Below are 21251 nucleotides of genomic sequence, written 5' to 3' on the forward strand. Positions count from 1 at the left end.
GTTTCTATCATTTCTTTTTAAATTTCCTATAATTTGCGGATAACATATAAATATACTTTCAGATCGGCTTTTTCCTGTAATCTTGCGGTTATAACTTGTCGGCTCTCGACGGAGAAATTTAAGGAATTACAGAGCGATTCAATATATTCGGCCTGATGACTGAAACGGGCACTTGTCTGCAATTGCCACGGTTTGTCTGTGCTGATTTCAGTGGTGAATATAAATAAACCTTCTTGCTCCAGACGTTGATGAATCAAAGTAAATAAAGTTTGAAGTTCGCCAAAATAAGGTAATACATCGGCAGCAACAATCAAGTCATAATATTGCTTGTCTTTCTTTAAAAATTGTATCAGTTCAGCCTCTATGAGCTGATCATATATTTGTTTTTCCTTCGCCTGTGCCAGCATTTTAGCAGAGATATCAACACCGGTTAAGAGCTGGCTTATCTCACGCAAAACCACACCGGATAAGCCTGTTCCGCAGCCCAGATCCAAAACATTATTCACCGATAAAACATTTAATTGATGCAATACTTTGCCAATTTGTTGAGGAACGGCATAATTCAAACGGCTTTGCATATGCTGATCATAATATAGGGCATAGTTATTAAAAAGATGATTGGCATATTCAGGACTGTATGAAGCATTGACGGCTTCTCCAAGCAATGCCTGGAGCATGTGGCGACTGGCAGCATCTTTGGGATTGGCTTGTACAGCGCGCTTAAGGAGGGAGCGTGCTTTTTCCTTATCATCAAGTCGGATGTAAATGGCGGCAAGATTGTTAAGCGCGGCAAAATGAGCGTCATTAAGACTTAGAATGTGCTCAAAATGCTCAATGGCCTCGTTCAAATGTCCAAGAGCCATTTGCGCCACACCAGAATTATAATGATATTCAATATTATCAGGCTCTTTTTTTAAAAGCTCATCATAATGCATTAAGGCATTTTCAAACCGATCATGGTGCATAAAAGTGGAAGCGAGGTTATTTCGTGCTTCTATATGTTCATTGTTCAGAGCCAAGGCCTGAGTAAAATAATGAATGGCTTCCTGAGCCTTGTTTCGTTTCAAGGCGATGACCCCAAGGTTGGTAATGGCTTCTACATGTTCCTGATTCATGTCTAAGACCTGTTTAAAAGCTTTTTCTGCTTCCGATAACTGCTCATCTTCAAGGTATAAAACACCGGATAAAAAGCGGGCATCAAGGTGTTCGGGATTCAGCGTCAATACATTTCGGAATTGAGTTTTGGCCGCGCGCAATTCATGCTTTTTAAGCAGTAATAATCCTAGATTAAAATGAGCGGCTGTAAAATCAGGCTCAGCATGCACGGCCTGTTTATAATGTCGCAAGGCTTGATGAAAATTCCCTTGCAGATCATAAATGGCGGCTAAATTATTATGGGCCTGGGCATAATCCGGAGCCAGTTGAATGGCTTGCTGGTAATGCTGAATGGCTGTCCTTAAATCATTTATGTTACGGTAGGCATTGGCGATGTTATTATGCAGGCTGGCTTGATCTGGGTCCTGTTTTAAGGCCCGTTTTAAATATCTGATGGCCTCTTCCATATCTCCAAGCTGTGCATAGGCAAGAGCTATGTAATTTAAGGCCGACAAATGTTCAGGATTCTCTTCTAAGATTTGTTGGTAACATTGAATGGCCTGAGGCAATTGACTCTCGTATTGAAACTGTCTGGCTTTGGCAAAAAGCGTATCAAGATTTTCATTCATGGGGCTTTACCATGTCAACATGCTGGATGCCATCGAGATCATAAGATTTTCCTTGCTCGATAAAACCAAAGGAGCGATAAAAATCCAGGAGATAATATTGTGCAGAAATTGAAATATCATAAGAGGGACAATGTTTGTTAAAATAATTCATTAAAAATTGTAGCAATTGTTTGCTGATTTTTTTTCCCCGATGAGAAGGGGCTGTCAGTACGCGTCCAAAACTTGCTTTTTTCTCGGTTTCATTGATAAAAACACGGGCATAGGCGATGAGTTGATCTTTATCATGGATTAAAAGATGCAAGGCGTTCTGATCTTCATAATCAATATCTTGATATGGGCAATTTTGCTCCACAATAAATACCCTGTTTCTCATGGCCAGAATATCATACAGCATTTGCAGATCAAGTTGTTCAAAAGGCATCAGTCGGATTTTAAATGTACTGTTTGTCATAATTGTTCGCGCAATTTTGCTAAAGCCTGTGCTCTGTGACTGATGCTGTTTTTAATTCGAGATGGCAACTGTGCTGCCGTACATTCCTGAGAAGGAATATAAAAAACAGGATCATAGCCAAACCCTTCAGAGCCTGCCGGTTGCCGGGTAATAAAGCCGTTTAATTTGCCAGTGGCAATCAACGGAGCGGGATCAGAGGCATGCTGGATGAGAACAATAGCACAATAAAAATAAGCTGATCGTTGTTCATCGGGTGTATCTTCAAGCTGTTTAAGTAATTTTTTAATGTTCTCTGTATTAGTAGCATCCTTTCCTGCATAACGTGCAGAATAAATGCCAGGTTCACCTTGAAGAGCATGAACCACCAAGCCGGAATCATCTGCCAAGGCAGGCCTATGGCTAAGGGATGATGCATGTCGAGCTTTGAGAAGGGCATTTTCAATAAATGTTGCCCCGGTTTCTTTGGCCTCAGGAATGCCTAAAGAAACTTGCTGAATACATTTTATAGGAGCTAAAAGAGCAGTTAACTCTGAAATTTTACCTTTATTGCCTGTCGCGAGAATAAGTTCTTTCATTTTTTTATCTTAATGACTGCAAAGAGTCTTTTAAAATTAATTTAAGGCTGAGGATCTGTCAAATTGTCTGACTTTTTTGATGAAACCTTCTCGTGTCTTCAAACCATAAAGATTTAATGCCTATTGATTTAAATTTACGTTTGAGCGAAGTTCTTCTTTTTGTTCTTTTTCTAAATCTAATGTTAAATGAATATTGTTAATGTCAGTATTTATACACACTTTATATAAATTATAGTCATTAATGAGAAATCTATGAGTATTAGGGGAGAGAAGCTTAGAAAGCGTTCATTATTTAAAATGCTGGTAATCTGAATCATTGTCGCTATACTGAAAAATTGAATCAGTAAGGAGATGCTTATGAAATGCAAATTGGGATTGCTGGGACTCATCTTGTTCATTTTTATTTTTCAGACACAGGCTGCAGATACAACAAGTATTCGTTTCATTGTAAAATATAAAAAATCGCCTCCAAGCCTGTTAAGCCTTCAGACTCAACTTAAACAAATAACTGGATTATCGGTTGATTCTCTGTCGCCAATGGCAGGCGGTGCCTATAGCGTTCGTTTTAACATACCCTCGTCGATAAAAGATTTGCAACAGCATAGTGATCCAAGCGAAATCCTATTACGCAATCTGAGGAAAAACCCTGATGTTTTGTATGCCGTGAAAGACAGAGTAGGGTATTTTAAACCTTTACCTGAAACAGAAAGCAAACCTTACGAAAATGTGCTCTCTCATGATGTGCAGTGGGATGAGTTTACGCCTCCGGCTGGGATCATGCTGGAATCAGCGCCTGGTCGACGCGATGGTGCCTGGGCTTATACCACCGGTCAGGCTAAAAAGCCTGTTGTGGTAGCGGTTTTAGATACAGGAGTAGAGCCTAATGACAGTCTCATGCCCAATTTAATAAAAGATAAAAACGGTAGTATTTGGGGGTGGAATTTTGCCGGTAATAATAGAAACCTTTCCGATGAAACAGCGTCTTATCATGGAACTCATGTTTCTGGAACCATCGCTGGATATGGTGATGTGATGATGGGAATGGGTGAGCACCTTAAAGTATTGACCGTTAAAATACCTGATGCCTCAGGAATGTTTTATGAAAGTTCTGTAATAAATGGTATTTATTGGGCTGTTGGCGGGGATGTGCCCGGAATTCCTGAAAATCCCTATCCGGCGAAAGTCCTTAATATGAGTTTTGGAGTAGATGAAGCGCCGGGTAAGGAAATTGATCATTGTGATGAAGCCTTGCAGGAAGCCATTAAATTTGCTCGAAGCCAGGGAGCCGTTATTGTAGTTGCTGCTGGAAATGATAATCGTTGGGAACACTATAATGCGCCTGCTGTATGCAACGGTACTGTTAAAGTGGCTTCTACAGGTCCTGAGGGTTATCGCGCCTATTATTCCAATTATGGTCCTGGGGTAACTCTGGCAGCGCCTGGAGGTGACAAACGATATGGAGACACAGGCGGTATTTTATCCACAGTCAATCAGGGTGGCGGCTATCATCATTCCGGTTTTGCCTTTTATCAGGGAACCAGTATGGCTTCACCCCACGTTGCCGGTGTCGCAGGCCTGCTGTTTGCGATAAATGATTCTTTATTACCGCGGGATATTGAACAGATACTGTATACCACAACGCATGATTTTGGCCAAACCGAGGACAGCAACAGATCCTGTGTAGGTAAAAAACCTTGTGGTCACGGTATTCTCGATGCAGAAAGCGCAGTTTTAACAACGCTTACCGGTTATGAGCTATTGTTATCCGCCCCTTCTATTTCTGAATCAACCTTGGCATCTTGCTCAAACGGTTTATTTAAACCAGCGAAGGAAAAAATAGAAGCCAAAAATGCTGTATGGGAAGCCATCAATACTAGTTGTGAGTCTGCAGATGATTTTCGCCATCCCCTTATCCAGCAAATGAAGGATGGAAAAATCCTTGCTTTTTATGGAAAAACAACCTATCAGCTGGATCAATCCGGATTTAAAAAATGCCAGGTTATTGGATATGATGGTGTGGGTTGTTTTCATTAATTCATGGCTGTAAAAAGCATTGGTGGGCATGTGGCCGATTACTTTGCCCGCCAAATCCACAAGATTTTTTTCGAGGCTTTATTGCAATGGAGAATGTTTTCTGCGATATCGTTCTCGAAATGCGTTGAATTTTTAGCTGCCACGGCATACATTGTGATTTGTATCGCAACATTTTTTCTATCTTATAATCGATTCTATGCTGACAACTCAAGAAATCCCTGACATATTGCGCTCCAAACTCTTATTAATTGAAAAATATTTTGCTGATGTTTCTCATCCTTGCATTGATGCTGTCCATCGTTTGCTGTTAACCAGCGATTATGCTTTCAGACACAGAGCATTACTTCAGGAATTATTGGCTGAAGATAATTTACAACATGCCTTGGGCCGTTCTGCCTATCAGTCCATGTTATCTCATATCTCTTTTGATACACCACAGCCTCAATATGCGAAGGTGCTAAGATTGTTTCGACATAAACATTTATTGAGAGTTTACTTGCGTGAGCTTGCCGGAATAGCGGTAACCGAAGAGACGCTGTTATCCTGGTCTGACTGTGCTGATGCATTGATTCTGCATTGCCTGGATTATTGCCAACATCAACTGAAAACACGCTTTGGCACTCCGCGTGACTCTCAAGGCAAAACAAGTCATTTATTAACCTTGGCCATGGGAAAACTTGGTGGCAGAGAGCTTAATTTTTCTTCAGACATTGATTTGATTTTTGCTTTTTCAGCTAATGGAGAAACCGATGGAAAAGAACAGATTTCCAATCAGCAATTTTATTCCAGGGTAATACAACTGTTCGTTCAATGTATGCAGAATATCAGCCCCGAAGGCTTTGTCTTTCGAGTCGACTTACGTTTGCGTCCTAACGGGGAAAGCGGTCCTTTGGTCAGCAGCCTTGCAGCTATGGAGACCTATTATCAAGAGCAGGGTAGAGACTGGGAACGTTATGCCATGGTTAAAGCACGAGTTATTCAGCAGGTGGATGAAAATGCCTGTAAAACTCTTTATCAAATCATTAATCCTTTTGTTTATCGCCGTTATGTGGATTTTAGTGTGATTGAGTCCTTGCGAAGCATGAAAGCTATGATAGAGCGTGAGGTGAAACTTGACCCGAGACTTGATGACATCAAGCGTGGTCAGGGAGGGATAAGAGAGGTAGAGTTTATCATTCAAAGTGTGCAATTAATCCGGGGAGGCCGCATGCCCCAACTTCGCCAGCAAAATGCAATGAATGCCTTATCTATCCTAAGAAAAGAGCGGCTTCTCGACAGGGCAGAGGCACTAAAACAAGCCTATCTTTTTTTAAGACGACTTGAAAATGTCTCGCAGATTTTAAATGATCAACAAATTCATTGCCTGCCAGAGGAGCCGATTAAAAAAATACAGATAGCCTATGCCATGCATTACACAAACTGGGAGGATTTCTTTCAACGAATACAGCAATATCAAAGAATCATCAGCCATTCGTTTCAGTCAGTTTTAAAAAAAATGGATGTGTATGAAGATGAAAAACGATTACTGACAAAGCAATTGGCCAATATTTGGCATGGGCATATAGAACAAAACATGGCCGTCAATTGGTTAGCCAGTATTGGTTTTAAAGAGCCGGAGCGCTGCTATCAAATGATTCATGCCTTCAGGCACAGCCCGCGTTGTCGCCGTTTAACCCAGACCGCCAGAATACGTTTGGATCGCTTCATGACTCTTCTTTTGACTGAGTTATCGGTATACGAAGAGACGGATAAGATTTTGTTGCAAGTTATACAACTATTGGAAAATATTGTAACACGCAGCGCTTATCTCGCTTTATTGACGGAAAATCCCTCTGTTCTTAAAGAACTTTTGTTTTGGTTTGCCCATAGTCCTTTTATTTCTTCTTTATTGGTTGGCCAGCCTTTTTTACTTGAAATTTTGCTGGATCAGGATAAAAACTGGAAGCCTTTATCAAAAAAACAACTGGCCGACTTGCTAAAAGCCCAGTTAGCTCATAGTAATGAACCGGAGTTGAAAGAGGAAATACTGCGCCAGTTTAAATTGACTCATTGGTTACTGGCAGCAAGAGCAGAAGTTTATCACCGAGAGGATGCTGTAAGAATAGGTCGATTCTTGTCCGATGTAGCCGAGATTATTGTAGGTGAATTATTTATCCTTGCCTGCGAGCAGCTTTCTGAAAAATATCCTGACATTTCTCATATCCAATCCAATTTTGCCATCATTGCTTATGGCAAATCAGGAAGTCGGGAAATGAATTATGCTTCTGATTTGGATTTGGTTTTTTTGCATACGGCTAAATCATCCGAGGAAAGTCTGGTGACCCGATTGACCCAGAAAATATTGCATATGTTAATGACTCGTTCTCAGGCAGGTATTTTATATTCGGTGGATACTCGTTTAAGACCTTCAGGGTCTGCCGGTCTTCTCGTTAGTCATTTAGATACTTTTATTGACTACCAAAAGACCCATGCCTGGACTTGGGAACATCAGGCACTGGTAAAAGCCCGGGTTCTTTTAGGTAGTCCACATTTCCGCCGATCTTTTAATCATTTAAAAAAGTATGTTTTAAGTTTGCCAAGAGATGAGAAGCAGCTTAAAAAAGATATATTGGATATGCGGGCTAAAATAAATCATTTTCAGAGGGGGGATGAAGTAAAGTATGCTCCAGGAGGTTTGTTTGATTTGGAATTTTTGTTGCAATTTTTGATATTACGTGCTGCCCAGCCCATTTTTTCACGTTTGATTCATCCTTTGTCTCAGATGGAAAAATTATATCGTCTGGGGATTCTGCCTGAGGAACAATTTAAAATATTAAACAAGGCTTATCGGAGTTACCATGCTGCTTTGCATCAGAGCGTTATACAAGAGGGAAAATTTGAGTTAAAACAAATGAGATTGGATGTTCTTGGCCTGATGAAAGAGATTTATAGTTAATTTTAAGCGTAAAATTAGAGATATTCCCTAAAATATATTAGCTGGAAGTATTTTGTATGGGCGAATCTTTTTCAATAAGCTATACTGGAATTCGTTGACAATATTAAAAATTGTCATTCGGTTTATAAGTCCAGGTATTTTGAGAAATGACAAGGAGTAGTTTATGAATCGTAGGATTGTTGTTGTAACCGGAGGTACAGGTGGCATAGGTACTGCCATCTGCCAACATTTGGCTGCAGATTACAGGGTGATCGCTTGCTATTATAAAAATGGCCAGCATGAGCAAGCCAAGCAGTGGCAGGAAGAGCAAAAAAGAGCAGGTTATGAAATCGATATCGTGTACGGTAATATATCCGATTTTTCCGACTGTGAAAAAATAACCTCGCTGGTTATGGAACGTTATGGAAGTATTGATGTTCTGGTCAATAATGCCGGAATTACAAAAGATATCAGTCTGAAAAAAATGACACCCCAACAATGGCAGGATGTGATTGATGCTAACCTAACCAGTGTCTTTAATATGACACGGAATGTTTTACCGATGATGATTGAGAAAAAGTACGGTCGTATCATTAGTATTTCCTCAATAAATGGTCGGAAGGGACAGTTTGGACAATGTAATTATGCTTCAAGTAAATCTGCTTTATATGGCTTTAGTAAAAGCCTTGCGCAAGAAGTAGCCGCAAAGGGAATTACGGTAAACACAGTTTCCCCAGGATACATTGAGACGCCAATGTTGGCTTCGGTTAGTGAGGATGTCATGAATGCTATCATTGCCAATATTCCTGTTGGGCGATTAGGTTTGCCAAGAGATGTGGCTCATGCTGTTGCCTTTCTTGCATCCGAAGAAAGTGATTTTATTACAGGAGCTAACATGGATGTAAATGGCGGTCAATATATGTAGCATGAATAAACCGGTTATGTCCCGTCAAAATGACTTTGGCGGGGATGTTATCAATCTTAATTAATATTAGGGATAATTAAATGAAAGCCGTTAACATCGTACTGGTTACCGGAGGAACAGGTGATATTGCCACCGCTATTACCCGACAAATCAGTGATAAACGCACGCATGTGATTGCTCTGGATATTGTTTCTCCAGAAGAGGCGGAACAATGGAAAAAAAAGTTAGCAAAACAAGGAATTAAAAACGTTAGTTATCGCCGCTTGGACGTGACGGATTTTGATGAATGTAAAAAGGTGATCGATTCAATCATTGATGATTTTGATCATATCGATGCGTTAATTAACAATGCCGGAATCACAAAAGATGCGGTTTTTTATAAAATGACAAAGAAGCAGTGGGATGATGTTTTGACCGTGAATCTGGATGGCATCTTTAATGTAACTCGCCATGTGGTTGGGTATATGCGGGATAGGGAGTACGGGCGCATCGTCAATATTTCTTCGGTTAATGCACAAAAAGGACAATTTTCTCAAGCAAATTATTCATCTTCCAAAGCCGGCATTTATGGTTTTACGAAAACGCTTGCCCAGGAGCTTATGAGTAAAAATATTACCGTCAATTCTTTATCACCAGGTTATGTGAATACACGATTGATGGAAAAGATCAGGTCTGATATTTTAGAAAATATTATTGAACAGATTCCTGCCGGGCGTCTGGCAGAACCTGAAGAAATTGCCTGGGCCGTTGCCTTTTTAATCGACGAAAAAAGCCGTTATATTACGGGCAGTAACCTCTGCATCAATGGTGGTTTATACATGGAATAATTTCTTGCTTTACATCTTTAATGGTAAGTCGGCTTATTGATTCAGGGGTTGTGTTTTATGTCAAGACTAATTAAGAAATATAAGAATCGTCGTTTATATGATACTGAAATCAGTCAGTATATTACGATTGAGAATTTAGAGCGTTATGTCGTAGAAGGAATTCCTTTTAAAGTGATTGATTCTTCTACGGGAAAGGATTTGACGAATTCCACACTGTTACAAATCATCGTTGAAATGGAAGCCGGTGCAACGCAATTTTTATCATCCTACATGTTGCGTCAGATCATTTGTCTGGCTCATCACCCCATGCATCATTCATTAAAAACAATGATGGAACAAATGCTTGCTACAATGGATAAACCTTTGCAGGCTACTCCTTATCAAAAAGCCACAGAAGCCTGGAGCGAGCAATTGGAAACCGTCATGCAGCAGTGGCAAAATTTTTTTAATAAATCGAAGTGAATGACTCGTAACTTGAGTGAATGATATGCAAAAAAATAAAAAATACCATTTGACTTATTCATCATAGATGCACTACAATTTTATTGTGCAATGCAACATAAAGGAGATAATGATGACACAAGCTGCTTATGAAAGATGGAATGATTTTGCAAAAAAAATGCAGGAACCATTTCAAGCTATAGCTGAACTTAATGTTAAGACTTTACAAGACTTGACTTATTTAAAGCCTGAAGATTTTCAAAAATTAAAAAATCCTGAAGAAATTTGGGAAAAACAAATCAATCTTGCCGTTGAAAATGGTCATAAGGCCTTAGACTATATGCAAAAATCTTTTCATATTTTTGAGAAGGCCATGATGTCTATGGTTCAAGAAACAAAGAAAAACACCGAAATTAAAAAATAATATTTTATTAACCTCAACTTGATGTAAGCATCGTCCTTAGCGAGATACCATTTATCAAAGTTTAGGCACGATGCTTACGTCACGTTGAGGTTTTATTAGGGTCTGTTGACATTCCCCTGGTTTTATCCAAGATGGAAAAATGTTAAAAAACTCCGCCCTGGAATTTCGTAATAACTCTACTCCCTGGTTCAAAACAATCTTCAACCATTTAGCAAGCAGATTTTTTTACATCAATTTATTTTACACTGACCTTCAAATGGCGTCTGAGGTTTTATAACCTGTACATTGATTCCTTTAATGGTAGGGCTGTCAAGCGTGTTTTTGAGATAGCTAATTAATGGGATGTCAATAACTTTTCCTTCTGTGGAGGATGCCTCACGATAATATAAAATGCCATTAGACCAGATAGCAAAGCCTATATGTGATACATTTAAGCAGGTGCCTATTTTTTCACGTAAATCCCAGTTTGGTCTTATAATTTCTATGATTGCTCCATGAGGAATTTGTTTAAATATATAATGATTTGCTTCTTTCTTGTTATTAAATAATTCATTTAAAGGAAGATATGGAATTTTTGCTTCGCGAATTTCCAGCGACTGTCCTTTTGTTTTTAATTCCTCAAGCCGATTCTGTTGTTCTTGCTGATGTTCCGGGTGAAGACGTATATGCACTGTTGTTTTGTATTGATACCAAGCAGGTTTATTAATGACTGCCTTGGCTATTTGGGCAATGGGCTTATCCTGATGGTTTTTAATTGTTAAAGTAATGTCCTGCAAAAATCCCTGGGACTGATTATTCACATTCCAGTCGAGAGAAGTGAAATGATTACGATGGATGTATGAGCGGCGGCCATTTTTATACCGTACTTGTTTCAGACACTGCTCAAAAGTTTTTGTATTATTTGCCAAAGCAATTGCCATTACCGTTGTAACATAAGTGGCACAATCAAAGGCATCGGTGCGATAGCGAGGAAACTGATCGAAACGTGCTGTATATCCTTCCCCAAGAGCCCCAAGAAGATAAGGTTTGTTTTTAAACTGTGCACTTATCCACTCAATTCTCTCTGGCATGGTGGTCTTATATAAGCCGTCAAGACTGTGGTATAGTTGCTCAATGGCTTTATTAGCTTGCTGTTCAATCTGCGGTGAGGTTTTTGCAAAAATTTGTGATGAAAATAAGATGACTGCAAATATGATTAAAAATCCTCTCGCTATAACCATGGATTGATGGTTGTGTTTTTGTTTTTTAAACAATGCAAGGTGTTCTTGTATGCTGAAAGAAAATAGATGTTTTCTTGAGCTGTTTTGATTTAAATGGGTTGATGGATGAGTTATATTTTTTCGAATCATGGTATTTTTTAGTGTTTTTATCTGACATACTACCCTGCAGGAAATCTGGAGGCAACAATGCTGAATGCAATTTGGTTAGGAATGATTGTGCTCTCGGTTATCGTCGGGATGTTTCAAGGAAGAATAGATCAAGTTGTTCAGGCCGCCACAGATTCGGCCAAACTGGGATTTGAGGTAGCGCTTGGTTTAACAGGCATCATGGCTTTATGGCTAGGAATCATGGCCATTGCTTCAGCATCGGGATTGGTCACTCGCTTTGCACAATGGCTTAAGCCCATTTTAAGCCGGCTTTTTCCGGAGGTACCTATAGAACATCCGGCAATGGGGGCTATGGTCATGAATATTTCAGCAAATATGCTTGGCCTGGGAAATGCTGCCACTCCTTTTGGATTGGAAGCGATGAAAGAATTGCAAAAGCTCAATACTCATTTAACGGTTGCCTCCGATTCAATGTGCACTTTTCTTGCCATAAACACCTCAAGTGTTCAGCTTTTACCGGTTACTGCTATTGCGTTTTTAGCCGCCCACGGCAGTACAAATCCAAGCGAGGTGATATTCAGCTCTCTTGTTGCAACGACTGCGTCAACTGTAGTTGCAATTATTGCGGTTAAGCAATTTGCAAGATTACCTTTTTTTAAAATTAAATCTACAGGTGAATGATGATTGCCTATGCGAATCAGATTTCAAACTGGATTTTTCTTGCTTTTGTGGCAGGAATACCTCTTTATGGAGCATTAAAACGAATCAATGTATTTGATGTTTTCATTGATGGAGCAAAACAAGGATTTGAAACAAGTGTCCGTATTATTCCTTATTTGATTGCCATGATGGTGGCCATTGGTATGTTACGCGCTTCCGGTTTCTTTGAGTTAATGAATTATATTTTTTCTCCTTTACTATCTGCAATCGGTATGCCTTCTGAATTATTGCCTCTTGCAATGATACGTCCTTTTTCTGGAAGTGCTTCAACAGGAATGATGGCACAGCTCATTGATACTTATGGAGGTAATTCCTTTATTGGTAAAACGGCCGCCACAATGATGGGAAGTACAGAGACGACCTTTTATGTGGTGGCCGTGTATTTTGGAGCGGTGGGTGTAAAACGCACGCGTCATGCTATACCTGCAGGTCTTTTAGCTGATTTTGCCGGTGTTGTGGCGGCTGTGACGGTTTGTCGTTATTTATTTACTTAAAACTCCGAATTGGGGTTACTTAAATATTTGACAGTAATTCGAAAGTAATACTGAGAGATTTCTGGACTCGAGGATAGCCATAGGGCGTAGAAATGGTATATAAATCAATACAATTGCTCTACTCTAGGGCTAAATATTGGCTGGGCACTTTTAAATCATTCGGTGCTTTAGCCCAAGTTTACATGATTTTTATCTGTACTGGCAAGGGAGGCTTCTTCGAAAAGTTTAAGATGAGCCAGTAAGGTATTAGCATTGGCTTTAAAAGAAGCGAGTTCTTTAGTGGGTATGGAAGCCGCTTGTGGCAAAGGAACTGTAGTTGGATTCTTTGGTTTTTGATTGATACGAAATTCGTAATGACAATGAGGTCCTGTGGCCAGGCCGGATTGCCCCACATAACCAATCACCTGGCCTCTTTTGACTTTTGAGCCTTTTGACAGACCTTTTTGAAATTTCAGCATGTGCGCGTATATTGTGCTATAAGTTTTATTGTGTTTGATTTTTATCATGTTTCCGTAGCCGTTATGACGGTCGATGATTTCAATGACACCGTCACCGGTGGCATGGATAGGAGTTCCCAAAGGCGCTGCCAGATCAACGCCCTTATGGGCTCTTTTATAATGTAAAACAGGATGCTTCCTGGATAGCGAAAAGGTTGAGCTGATGTGACTGAATGCTACAGGATAACGGTTAAAAGCTTTTTTCAGGCTTGTTCCCTGAGGGGTGAAATAATCCGATTCGCCTTCGGTGTTAGTATGGCGTATAGCTTGGTAACGGTTATTTTTGGTAGTATAGCTCACGGCAATAATATCACCTGTTCCCACTAATTTGTCTTCTATATAAAAGGCCTTATATATAATGCTGAACTGATCACCTGCCCTGACATCTTTAGAGAAATCGATTTCCCAGTTGAAGATTTCCGTCATTTGCCGAATGAGTTTATAAGGGATGTTAAGCCGCTTGGCCGTTCCGTATAAAGATCCCTTTACTGTTGCAGTGACATAATGGTTATGAGAGTTCATTTTACGGGAATTGATTTTCGTGCGATAAGTATCGCCATCACGATATACCACAATAAATTGCATGGTGGTGAAAGGAACAATGAGTTTTTCCAATGTTTTATGATGAATAAGAAATTGCAGTTGCTGATTTGGCTTTAATGTGGAAAGGGTTTTGGCATGAGGGTTGTCTTTCATGATAGTGTGTAATGTTTTGGCAGACAGGCCTAATCGATTAAAAACCGTAGCAAGAGAATCACCACTTTGCGTTTTTACCATTTGCCATTCATTATCTTCTATGGAATCTTTATGCGTTTCCTCTTCTGTCTTTTGCGGTTTTGGTAATGAAAGAGGTTGATTTGTCAGTTTTGCGTTTTGAGGATGGGAAAAAGTTTTTACCAGCAGATAGGGCAAAGAAAAGGCTATGCATAAAGCAAGCAGCATAACAAGCCTGGATGGCTTTTTATGTGGCTCAACTGATGCTCTTTGTCGCTGCTCCATATCTACCTTTATTCCTGTAGGTCTGTCGGTATTTTTATTATCATGACCTCAAAATCTTGATTTTCTATTTTTCACAGCCTATATACTGCAGCTATGCTCGAAAATCTCGATTTTTCAGCTTAAACTGGCGAAATGTTCACAAACCCTAGTAAAGAAATATAAGCCGTTACTCTGGCAGGAAAACATTAACCGGGCTAAGATACCGGCTGAAAGAAGATAGGTCAATCATTAAAAAAGGTTTTGATGTAATGAGAATAGAAGAATCCATCTATACCGAGTTGCTTCGCGGTTGTGAAGAAGTGCTTCCAGAACAGGAATTTGAAAAAAAAATAGCGAAAGGTAAACCCTTAACCATTAAAGCAGGCTTTGATCCGACAGCCCCTGATTTACACTTAGGGCACACCGTCTTGTTAAATAAATTACGCCAGTTTCAGCAGTATGGTCATAATATTATTTTTTTGATTGGTGATTTTACAGCCAGAATAGGCGATCCTACAGGCAAAAATGTGACTCGCAAGCCCTTAACCGAGGAAGAAGTATTGCAAAATGCAAAAACATATCAGGATCAGGTGTTTAAAATTCTGGATGCTGAGAAAACGACAGTGATGTTTAATTCTCAATGGCTTGGCCAGTTTAATGCAGTTGATATCATACGTCTTGCCGCGACTTATACTGTAGCAAGAATGCTTGAGCGTGATGACTTCCATAAACGTTACGCGTCCGGACAACCGATAGCAATACATGAATTTCTTTATCCTTTGTTACAAGGCTATGACTCTGTGGCCTTAAAAGCAGATATAGAGTTAGGCGGTACAGACCAAAAATTTAATCTGCTTATGGGGCGAGAATTGCAGAAGCATTATGGTTATGAGCCGCAAGTCATTATGATGACACCATTGATTGAAGGATTGGATGGTGTTAAAAAAATGTCTAAATCACTTAATAATTATATTGGTATTCATGAGCCTGCTGTGGAAATTTTTGGTAAATTAATGTCCATCTCAGATGAGTTAATGTGGCGATACATCGATTTGTTAAGTTTTAAAACAAGCGATGAAATAAATCGATTAAAAAGTGAAGTTGAACAAGGAGCAAATCCGCGGGATGTAAAAGTCGAATTTGCAAAAGAAATTGTGGCCCGCTTTCATAATGCACATCAAGCTGAAATGGCATATAAAGACTTTATTGAACGTTTTCAAAAGGGGGCAATACCGACCGATTTACAGGAAGAAAGACTCCAGTGTTCCGAGTCAACAACCATCGCTCAATTATTAAAACAATCTGACTTGACGAAAAGCACATCAGAGTCTATAAGATTGATTAGACAAGGTGCTGTAAAAATAAACGGAGAAAAAATTACAGACACTGCTCTGGTATTATCTCTTGGTAAAACTTATATCGTCCAAGTGGGAAAAAGAAGAATTGCTAAGCTGCACTTGGAAAAAGCAGTTTAAAATGATGATAATTTTAAACAAGATGACTTGACCTAAAACAAATTGTATTCTATATTTATTTAGATTGTATATAAAATAAACAAAAAATACTGCGTTTTATCGTTTCTTGATCGAATTTATTCAAACAGGAAAAAGGATTGCCAGACTGTATTTATTAAGGACGGCTTAAAAATCTTTTTTTCAAAAAAAGTAAAAAAAGCGATTGACAGTAGATGAGAAATGGTTAGAATGTGCAGACGCTTTTGGGGCGAGTTCATTAAGAAGTTAGAAGACAAACTGTGTGGGCGCTTTGAAGGAATTTGGAGTGCTTGAAGAAAAGAAGCTAGTGTAGACTAGCGCTAGGTATTGAACTGAAGAGTTTGATCCTGGCTCAGATTGAACGCTGGCGGCATGCCTAACACATGCAAGTCGAACGGCAGCATGGTCCAGCTTGCTGGACTGATGGCGAGTGGCGAACGGGTGAGTAATGCGTAGGAATATGCCTTAGAGAGGGGGATAACCCGGGGAAACTCGGGCTAATACCGCATATGCTCTTTGGAGTAAAGCTGGGGACCTTATGGCCTGGCGCTTTAAGATTAGCCTACGTCCGATTAGCTAGTTGGTGAGGTAAGGGCTTACCAAGGCTATGATCGGTAGCTGGTCTGAGAGGATGGACAGCCACACTGGGACTGAGACACGGCCCAGACTCCTACGGGAGGCAGCAGTGGGGAATATTGGACAATGGGGGGAACCCTGATCCAGCAATGCCGCGTGTGTGAAGAAGGCCTGAGGGTTGTAAAGCACTATCGGTGGGGAGGAAGTTCAGTTGGTTAAGAGCTGACTGGATTGACGTTACCCACAGAAGAAGCACCGGCTAACTCCGTGCCAGCAGCCGCGGTAATACGGAGGGTGCGAGCGTTAATCGGAATTACTGGGCGTAAAGGGTGCGTAGGTGGTTTGGTAAGTTATCTGTGAAATTCCTGGGCTTAACCTAGGCTGGTCAGATAAGACTGCTGGACTGGAGTATAGGAGAGGGCAGTGGAATTTCCGGTGTAGCGGTGAAATGCGTAGAGATCGGAAGGAACACCAGTGGCGAAGGCGGCTGCCTGGCCTAATACTGACACTGAGGCACGAAAGCGTGGGTAGCGAACAGGATTAGATACCCTGGTAGTCCACGCTGTAAACGATGTCAACTAGCTGTTGGCTTTATAGAGAAAGTTAGTGGCGCAGCAAACGCGATAAGTTGACCGCCTGGGGAGTACGGTCGCAAGATTAAAACTCAAAGGAATTGACGGGGGCCCGCACAAGCGGTGGAGCATGTGGTTTAATTCGATGCAACGCGAAGAACCTTACCTACCCTTGACATACAGTGGAGCTTGCAGAGATGCGAGTGTGCCTTCGGGAACACTGGTACAGGTGCTGCATGGCTGTCGTCAGCTCGTGTCGTGAGATGTTGGGTTAAGTCCCGTAACGAGCGCAACCCTTATTCTTAGTTACCAGCACGTTATGGTGGGGACTCTAAGGAGACTGCCGGTGACAAACCGGAGGAAGGCGGGGACGACGTCAAGTCATCATGGCCCTTACGGGTAGGGCTACACACGTGCTACAATGGACGGTACAGAGGGAAGCGAAGGGGCGACCTGGAGCGAATCCTTAAAAGCTGTTCGTAGTCCGGATTGGAGTCTGGAACTCGACTCCATGAAGTCGGAATCGCTAGTAATCGCGAATCAGCATGTCGCGGTGAATACGTTCCCGGGCCTTGTACACACCGCCCGTCACACCATGGGAGTGGGCTGCACCAGAAGTAGATAGTCTAACCTTCGGGGGGACGTTTACCACGGTGTGGTTCATGACTGGGGTGAAGTCGTAACAAGGTAGCCGTAGGGGAACCTGCGGCTGGATCACCTCCTTAAATATAAAGATAAAAGGTGCGACAAATCCTCAAAACGCCCACACAGTTTGTTTTCAAGAAGTATTCATCCATTTTGCCAGGGGTTTTTGCCTTAATTGAGGCATCCGTGTAAGGAAGTGAAGGCGCGTACATCCGTACGTGACAGCACGAACGCACGCGGATAACGAAGTAAGGAAAAAAGCCGCAGCAAAAGAAAGGGGCCGTAGCTCAGCTGGGAGAGCACCTGCCTTGCACGCAGGGGGTCAGGAGTTCGATCCTCCTCGGCTCCACCAAGGGGATGGGTTGTTTGGCAGGATGGCATTGAGTGGTCAGAACAAAGGGATGGATGTTTTTATTCTTTTGTTCTGATGATTCAGAGGTTCATTAAAAATTAGGGTAGAGATTGAAGTTTTTAGCTGAGACTGATTGGTTTTGTTGCTGATTGGGTGAGGTTAGAGACGACGAGGTAACACAAGCGAAGAAGTATTGTCTTCATGTTGGATATAGTCTTGAGTGATTTGAGGTTATATGGTCAAGAAGAGAAGCGCAAACGGTGGATGCCTTGGCAGTAAGAGGCGAAGAAGGACGTGGTATTCTGCGAAAAGCCTGGGGGAGCTGAAAACGAGCGTTGAACCTGGGATGTCCGAATGGGGTAACCCGGCTAATTTATTAGTCATTCATACTTGAATACATAGGGTATGGAAGCGAACTTGGGGAACTGAAACATCTAAGTACCCAAAGGAAAAGAAATCAAGAGAGATTCTCTTAGTAGCGGCGAGCGAACGGGGAGGAGCCTGGCGTGATTTAGCGTTGATGTGAGTGGAATTATCTGGGAAGGTAAGCCGGAGAGGGTGAAGGCCCCGTACACGAAGCATTGATGTAGAACTAGGCACGCGGAGAAGTAGGCCGGAACACGCGAAATTCTGGTTGAAGATGGGTGGACCATCATCCAAGGCTAAATACTCCTTACTGACCGATAGTGAACGAGTACCGTGAGGGAAAGGTGAAAAGAACCCCGGAGAGGGGAGTGAAATAGACCTGAAACCGTTTGCGTACAAGCAGTGGGAGCCTGACTTAGGTTAGGTGACTGCGTACCTTTTGTATAATGGGTCAGCGAGTTACTTTCAGTGGCGAGGTTAACCGGATAGGGGAGCCGTAGAGAAATCGAGTTTGAATAGAGCGATAGTCGCTGGGAGTAGACCCGAAACCGGGCGATCTAGCCATGTGCAGGATGAAGGTTGGGTAACACCAACTGGAGGTCCGAACCGGGTAATGTTGAAAAATTATCGGATGACGTGTGGCTAGGAGTGAAAGGCTAATCAAGCCCGGAGATAGCTGGTTCTCCCCGAAAGCTATTTAGGTAGCGCCTCGTGGGTTGATTACTGGGGGTAGAGCACTGTTTCGGCTAGGGGGCTGTCATGGCTTACCAAACCGATGCAAACTCCGAATACCGGATAATTGGACCACGGGAGACACACGGCGGGTGCTAACGTCCGTCGTGGAGAGGGAAACAACCCAGACCGCCAGCTAAGGTCCCGAAGTATGATTAAGTGGGAAACGATGTGGGAAGGCATAGACAGCCAGGAGGTTGGCTTAGAAGCAGCCATCCTTTAAAGAAAGCGTAATAGCTCACTGGTCGAGTCGGCCTGCGCGGAAGATGTAACGGGGCTAAAATCATACACCGAAGCTGCGGATGTGTAGTGATACACGTGGTAGGGGAGCGTTCTGTAGGCCGATGAAGGTTGACTGAGAAGTGAGCTGGAGGTATCGGAAGTGCGAATGCTGACATGAGTAACGATAAAGAGGGTGAAAAACCCTCTCGCCGGAAGTCTAAGGATTCCTGCACGACGCTAATCGGAGCAGGGTGAGTCGGCCCCTAAGGCGAGGCAGAGATGCGTAGTCGATGGGAACCAGGTTAATATTCCTGGACTTTCTGTAAGTGGTGAAGTGGGGACGAAGGAGGCTAGGTGAGCCGGGCGATGGTTGTCCTGGTACTTGCATGTAGGCGGAGAGACTTGGCAAATCCGGTTTCTTGTTAACGCTGAGGTGCGAAGTGGTTCTGGCATTTCGATGCGCAGAGAAGTCACTGATGCCATGCTTCCAGGAAAAGCTGCTAGCCATAACTTACGGAGAACCGTACCGCAAACCGACACAGGTAGACAGGTAGAGAATACCAAGGCGCTTGAGAGAACTCGGGTGAAGGAACTAGGCAAAATGGTACCGTAACTTCGGGAGAAGGTACGCCTTTGCTGGTGAATTGCTTTACGTAATGAGCTGGTGGAGGCCGCAGAGACCAGGTGGCTGCGACTGTTTATTAAAAACACAGCACTCTGCAAATTCGTAAGAAGACGTATAGGGTGTGACGCCTGCCCGGTGCCGGAAGGTTAATTGATGCTGTTATCCTGCCACCGGATTGCTTGTAGATGAAGGTGAACGACGAATGAGCGAAGGCGTTTACATTGGGTAAATGACTGAGCGAAAGAGGGGTTCAACGCACAGATACGAGTAATGCGGTGGCAGGAGAAGCGGTTGATCGAAGCCCCGGTAAACGGCGGCCGTAACTATAACGGTCCTAAGGTAGCGAAATTCCTTGTCGGGTAAGTTCCGACCTGCACGAATGGCGTAACGATGGCCACACTGTCTCCACCCGAGACTCAGTGAAATTGAAATCGCTGTGAAGATGCAGTGTACCCGCGGCTAGACGGAAAGACCCCGTGAACCTTTACTACAGCTTTGCACTGGACTTTGATGATGACTGTGTAGGATAGGTGGGAGGCTATGAAGTGCGAACGCCAGTTTGCATGGAGCCGACCTTGAAATACCACCCTGTTGTTATTGAGGTTCTAACTTAGGCCCGTAATCCGGGTTGAGGACAGTGTATGGTGGGTAGTTTGACTGGGGCGGTCTCCTCCCAAAGAGTAACGGAGGAGCACAAAGGTACCCTCGGTACGGTCGGACATCGTACCAAGAGTGTAAAGGCATAAGGGTGCTTGACTGCGAGACGGACGTGTCGAGCAGGAACGAAAGTTGGTCTTAGTGATCCGGTGGTTCTGAATGGAAGGGCCATCGCTCAACGGATAAAAGGTACTCCGGGGATAACAGGCTGATACCGCCCAAGAGTTCATATCGACGGCGGTGTTTGGCACCTCGATGTCGGCTCATCACATCCTGGGGCTGAAGCAGGTCCCAAGGGTATGGCTGTTCGCCATTTAAAGTGGTACGCGAGCTGGGTTTAGAACGTCGTGAGACAGTTCGGTCCCTATCTGCCGTGGGCGTAGGAAAATTGAGAGGGGCTGCTCCTAGTACGAGAGGACCGGAGTGGACGAACCTCTGGTGCGCCGGTTGTCACGCCAGTGGCATGGCCGGGTAGCTAAGTTCGGACGGGATAACCGCTGAAAGCATCTAAGCGGGAAGCCTTCCTCAAGATGAGTTTTCCCTTGAAGCCCGTTGAAGACGACGACGTTGATAGGCGAGGTGTGGAAGCGCAGTAATGTGTGAAGCTAACTCGTACTAATTGGCTGATTGTCTTGACCATATATCCTGAAATCATTCAGGGCATGATACAAAATGAGTT

General features: G+C 42.4%; 14 protein-coding genes, 1 tRNA gene and 2 rRNA genes. 12 read left to right on the top strand and 5 right to left on the bottom strand.

Annotation, left to right across the window (positions count from 1 at the left end):
- Positions 1-26: 26 nt before the first annotated feature.
- The 3 genes from E4T55_RS12355 to rdgB are packed head-to-tail and all read right to left on the bottom strand — an operon-like array spanning position 27 to position 2750.
- A complete protein-coding gene (locus E4T55_RS12355) occupies positions 27-1724 on the bottom strand; it encodes a tetratricopeptide repeat protein (protein WP_058502785.1) in 1698 nt (565 codons plus the stop codon).
- A complete protein-coding gene (locus tag E4T55_RS12360) occupies positions 1717-2175 on the bottom strand; it encodes a GNAT family N-acetyltransferase (RefSeq protein ID WP_058502784.1) in 459 nt (152 codons plus the stop codon). Before E4T55_RS12360 ends, E4T55_RS12355 begins: the two co-directional genes overlap by 8 nt.
- Positions 2172-2750, bottom strand: coding sequence for an RdgB/HAM1 family non-canonical purine NTP pyrophosphatase (rdgB, locus tag E4T55_RS12365; protein ID WP_058502783.1), 579 nt, complete (start codon positions 2748-2750; stop codon positions 2172-2174). The genes E4T55_RS12360 and rdgB overlap by 4 nt, the downstream gene beginning before the upstream one ends.
- A 357-nt stretch (positions 2751-3107) precedes the next feature.
- Here rdgB and E4T55_RS12370 point away from each other — a divergent pair, with 357 nt between their 5' ends.
- The 6 genes from E4T55_RS12370 to E4T55_RS12395 all read left to right on the top strand — a co-directional run bounded on the left by E4T55_RS12370 (position 3108) and on the right by E4T55_RS12395 (position 10315).
- Positions 3108-4784 (top strand): S8 family serine peptidase, encoded by a 1677-nt coding sequence (locus E4T55_RS12370; RefSeq protein ID WP_115325216.1) that lies wholly within the window; start codon positions 3108-3110, stop codon positions 4782-4784.
- Between the two features lie 196 nt (positions 4785-4980).
- On the top strand, positions 4981-7719 hold the full coding sequence (gene glnE / locus E4T55_RS12375) for a bifunctional [glutamate--ammonia ligase]-adenylyl-L-tyrosine phosphorylase/[glutamate--ammonia-ligase] adenylyltransferase (protein WP_058502781.1): 2739 nt from the start codon (positions 4981-4983) through the stop codon (positions 7717-7719).
- A gap of 163 nt (positions 7720-7882) precedes the next feature.
- A complete protein-coding gene (gene phbB / locus E4T55_RS12380) occupies positions 7883-8623 on the top strand; it encodes an acetoacetyl-CoA reductase (RefSeq protein WP_058502780.1) in 741 nt (246 codons plus the stop codon).
- 80 nt (positions 8624-8703) lie between these two features.
- Positions 8704-9450: an acetoacetyl-CoA reductase gene (phbB, locus tag E4T55_RS12385; RefSeq protein ID WP_058502779.1), complete on the top strand. Its 747-nt coding sequence runs from the start codon at positions 8704-8706 to the stop codon at positions 9448-9450.
- 57 nt (positions 9451-9507) lie between these two features.
- Positions 9508-9912 carry a polyhydroxyalkanoate synthesis regulator DNA-binding domain-containing protein gene (locus E4T55_RS12390; RefSeq protein WP_058502778.1) on the top strand — a complete coding sequence of 135 codons (405 nt, stop codon included), beginning with the start codon at positions 9508-9510 and terminating at the stop codon, positions 9910-9912.
- Between the two features lie 112 nt (positions 9913-10024).
- Positions 10025-10315, top strand: a complete 291-nt coding sequence (locus E4T55_RS12395; RefSeq protein WP_058502777.1) for a phasin family protein — start codon at positions 10025-10027, stop codon at positions 10313-10315.
- Positions 10316-10545: 230 nt separating this feature from the next.
- Here E4T55_RS12395 and E4T55_RS12400 read toward each other — a convergent pair whose 3' ends face one another.
- Complete coding sequence (locus E4T55_RS12400) at positions 10546-11664, bottom strand: N-acetylmuramoyl-L-alanine amidase-like domain-containing protein (protein ID WP_223168256.1); 1119 nt, start codon at positions 11662-11664, stop codon at positions 10546-10548.
- A 57-nt stretch (positions 11665-11721) separates the two neighbouring features.
- Here E4T55_RS12400 and E4T55_RS12405 point away from each other — a divergent pair, with 57 nt between their 5' ends.
- The gene (locus E4T55_RS12405; protein WP_058502776.1) at positions 11722-12324 is read left to right on the top strand and encodes a nucleoside recognition domain-containing protein; all 603 of its coding nucleotides are present in this window, start codon (positions 11722-11724) and stop codon (positions 12322-12324) included.
- Positions 12324-12857 carry a spore maturation protein gene (locus tag E4T55_RS12410; protein WP_058502775.1) on the top strand — a complete coding sequence of 178 codons (534 nt, stop codon included), beginning with the start codon at positions 12324-12326 and terminating at the stop codon, positions 12855-12857. The genes E4T55_RS12405 and E4T55_RS12410 overlap by 1 nt, the downstream gene beginning before the upstream one ends.
- Positions 12858-13024: 167 nt before the next feature.
- Here the strand turns inward: E4T55_RS12410 and E4T55_RS12415 are convergent, their stop codons facing one another.
- Positions 13025-14353 (bottom strand): peptidoglycan DD-metalloendopeptidase family protein, encoded by a 1329-nt coding sequence (locus E4T55_RS12415; protein ID WP_058502774.1) that lies wholly within the window; start codon positions 14351-14353, stop codon positions 13025-13027.
- Positions 14354-14601: 248 nt separating this feature from the next.
- On the opposite strand from E4T55_RS12415, the gene tyrS reads away from it, so the two are divergent.
- From tyrS to E4T55_RS12435, 4 genes are all read left to right on the top strand, one after another.
- On the top strand, positions 14602-15807 hold the full coding sequence (gene tyrS / locus E4T55_RS12420) for a tyrosine--tRNA ligase (RefSeq protein WP_058502773.1): 1206 nt from the start codon (positions 14602-14604) through the stop codon (positions 15805-15807).
- Positions 15808-16154: 347 nt separating this feature from the next.
- A 16S ribosomal RNA gene (locus tag E4T55_RS12425) occupies positions 16155-17698 on the top strand.
- A 196-nt stretch (positions 17699-17894) separates the two neighbouring features.
- A tRNA-Ala gene (locus tag E4T55_RS12430) sits at positions 17895-17970 on the top strand.
- 237 nt (positions 17971-18207) lie between these two features.
- A 23S ribosomal RNA gene (locus E4T55_RS12435) occupies positions 18208-21212 on the top strand.
- Together the 16S and 23S rRNA genes with 1 tRNA gene alongside form the textbook arrangement of a ribosomal RNA operon.
- Positions 21213-21251: the final 39 nt, after the last annotated feature.

Source organism: Legionella israelensis, from assembly GCF_004571175.1.
Taxonomy (GTDB): domain Bacteria; phylum Pseudomonadota; class Gammaproteobacteria; order Legionellales; family Legionellaceae; genus Legionella_D; species Legionella_D israelensis.

What these genes read in the sequence shown, in the direction of transcription:
- E4T55_RS12360 (WP_058502784.1), bottom strand. Translation starts at nt 2,175, where the DNA reads ATGACAAACAGTACATTTAAAATCCGACTGATGCCTTTTGAACAACTT.
- phbB (WP_058502780.1), top strand. Translation starts at nt 7,883, where the DNA reads ATGAATCGTAGGATTGTTGTTGTAACCGGAGGTACAGGTGGCATAGGT.
- E4T55_RS12355 (WP_058502785.1), bottom strand. Translation starts at nt 1,724, where the DNA reads ATGAATGAAAATCTTGATACGCTTTTTGCCAAAGCCAGACAGTTTCAA.
- glnE (WP_058502781.1), top strand. Translation starts at nt 4,981, where the DNA reads ATGCTGACAACTCAAGAAATCCCTGACATATTGCGCTCCAAACTCTTA.
- E4T55_RS12405 (WP_058502776.1), top strand. Translation starts at nt 11,722, where the DNA reads ATGCTGAATGCAATTTGGTTAGGAATGATTGTGCTCTCGGTTATCGTC.
- E4T55_RS12410 (WP_058502775.1), top strand. Translation starts at nt 12,324, where the DNA reads ATGATTGCCTATGCGAATCAGATTTCAAACTGGATTTTTCTTGCTTTT.
- E4T55_RS12400 (WP_223168256.1), bottom strand. Translation starts at nt 11,664, where the DNA reads ATGATTCGAAAAAATATAACTCATCCATCAACCCATTTAAATCAAAAC.
- E4T55_RS12370 (WP_115325216.1), top strand. Translation starts at nt 3,108, where the DNA reads ATGAAATGCAAATTGGGATTGCTGGGACTCATCTTGTTCATTTTTATT.
- E4T55_RS12390 (WP_058502778.1), top strand. Translation starts at nt 9,508, where the DNA reads ATGTCAAGACTAATTAAGAAATATAAGAATCGTCGTTTATATGATACT.
- E4T55_RS12395 (WP_058502777.1), top strand. Translation starts at nt 10,025, where the DNA reads ATGACACAAGCTGCTTATGAAAGATGGAATGATTTTGCAAAAAAAATG.
- tyrS (WP_058502773.1), top strand. Translation starts at nt 14,602, where the DNA reads ATGAGAATAGAAGAATCCATCTATACCGAGTTGCTTCGCGGTTGTGAA.
- rdgB (WP_058502783.1), bottom strand. Translation starts at nt 2,750, where the DNA reads ATGAAAGAACTTATTCTCGCGACAGGCAATAAAGGTAAAATTTCAGAG.
- E4T55_RS12415 (WP_058502774.1), bottom strand. Translation starts at nt 14,353, where the DNA reads ATGGAGCAGCGACAAAGAGCATCAGTTGAGCCACATAAAAAGCCATCC.
- phbB (WP_058502779.1), top strand. Translation starts at nt 8,704, where the DNA reads ATGAAAGCCGTTAACATCGTACTGGTTACCGGAGGAACAGGTGATATT.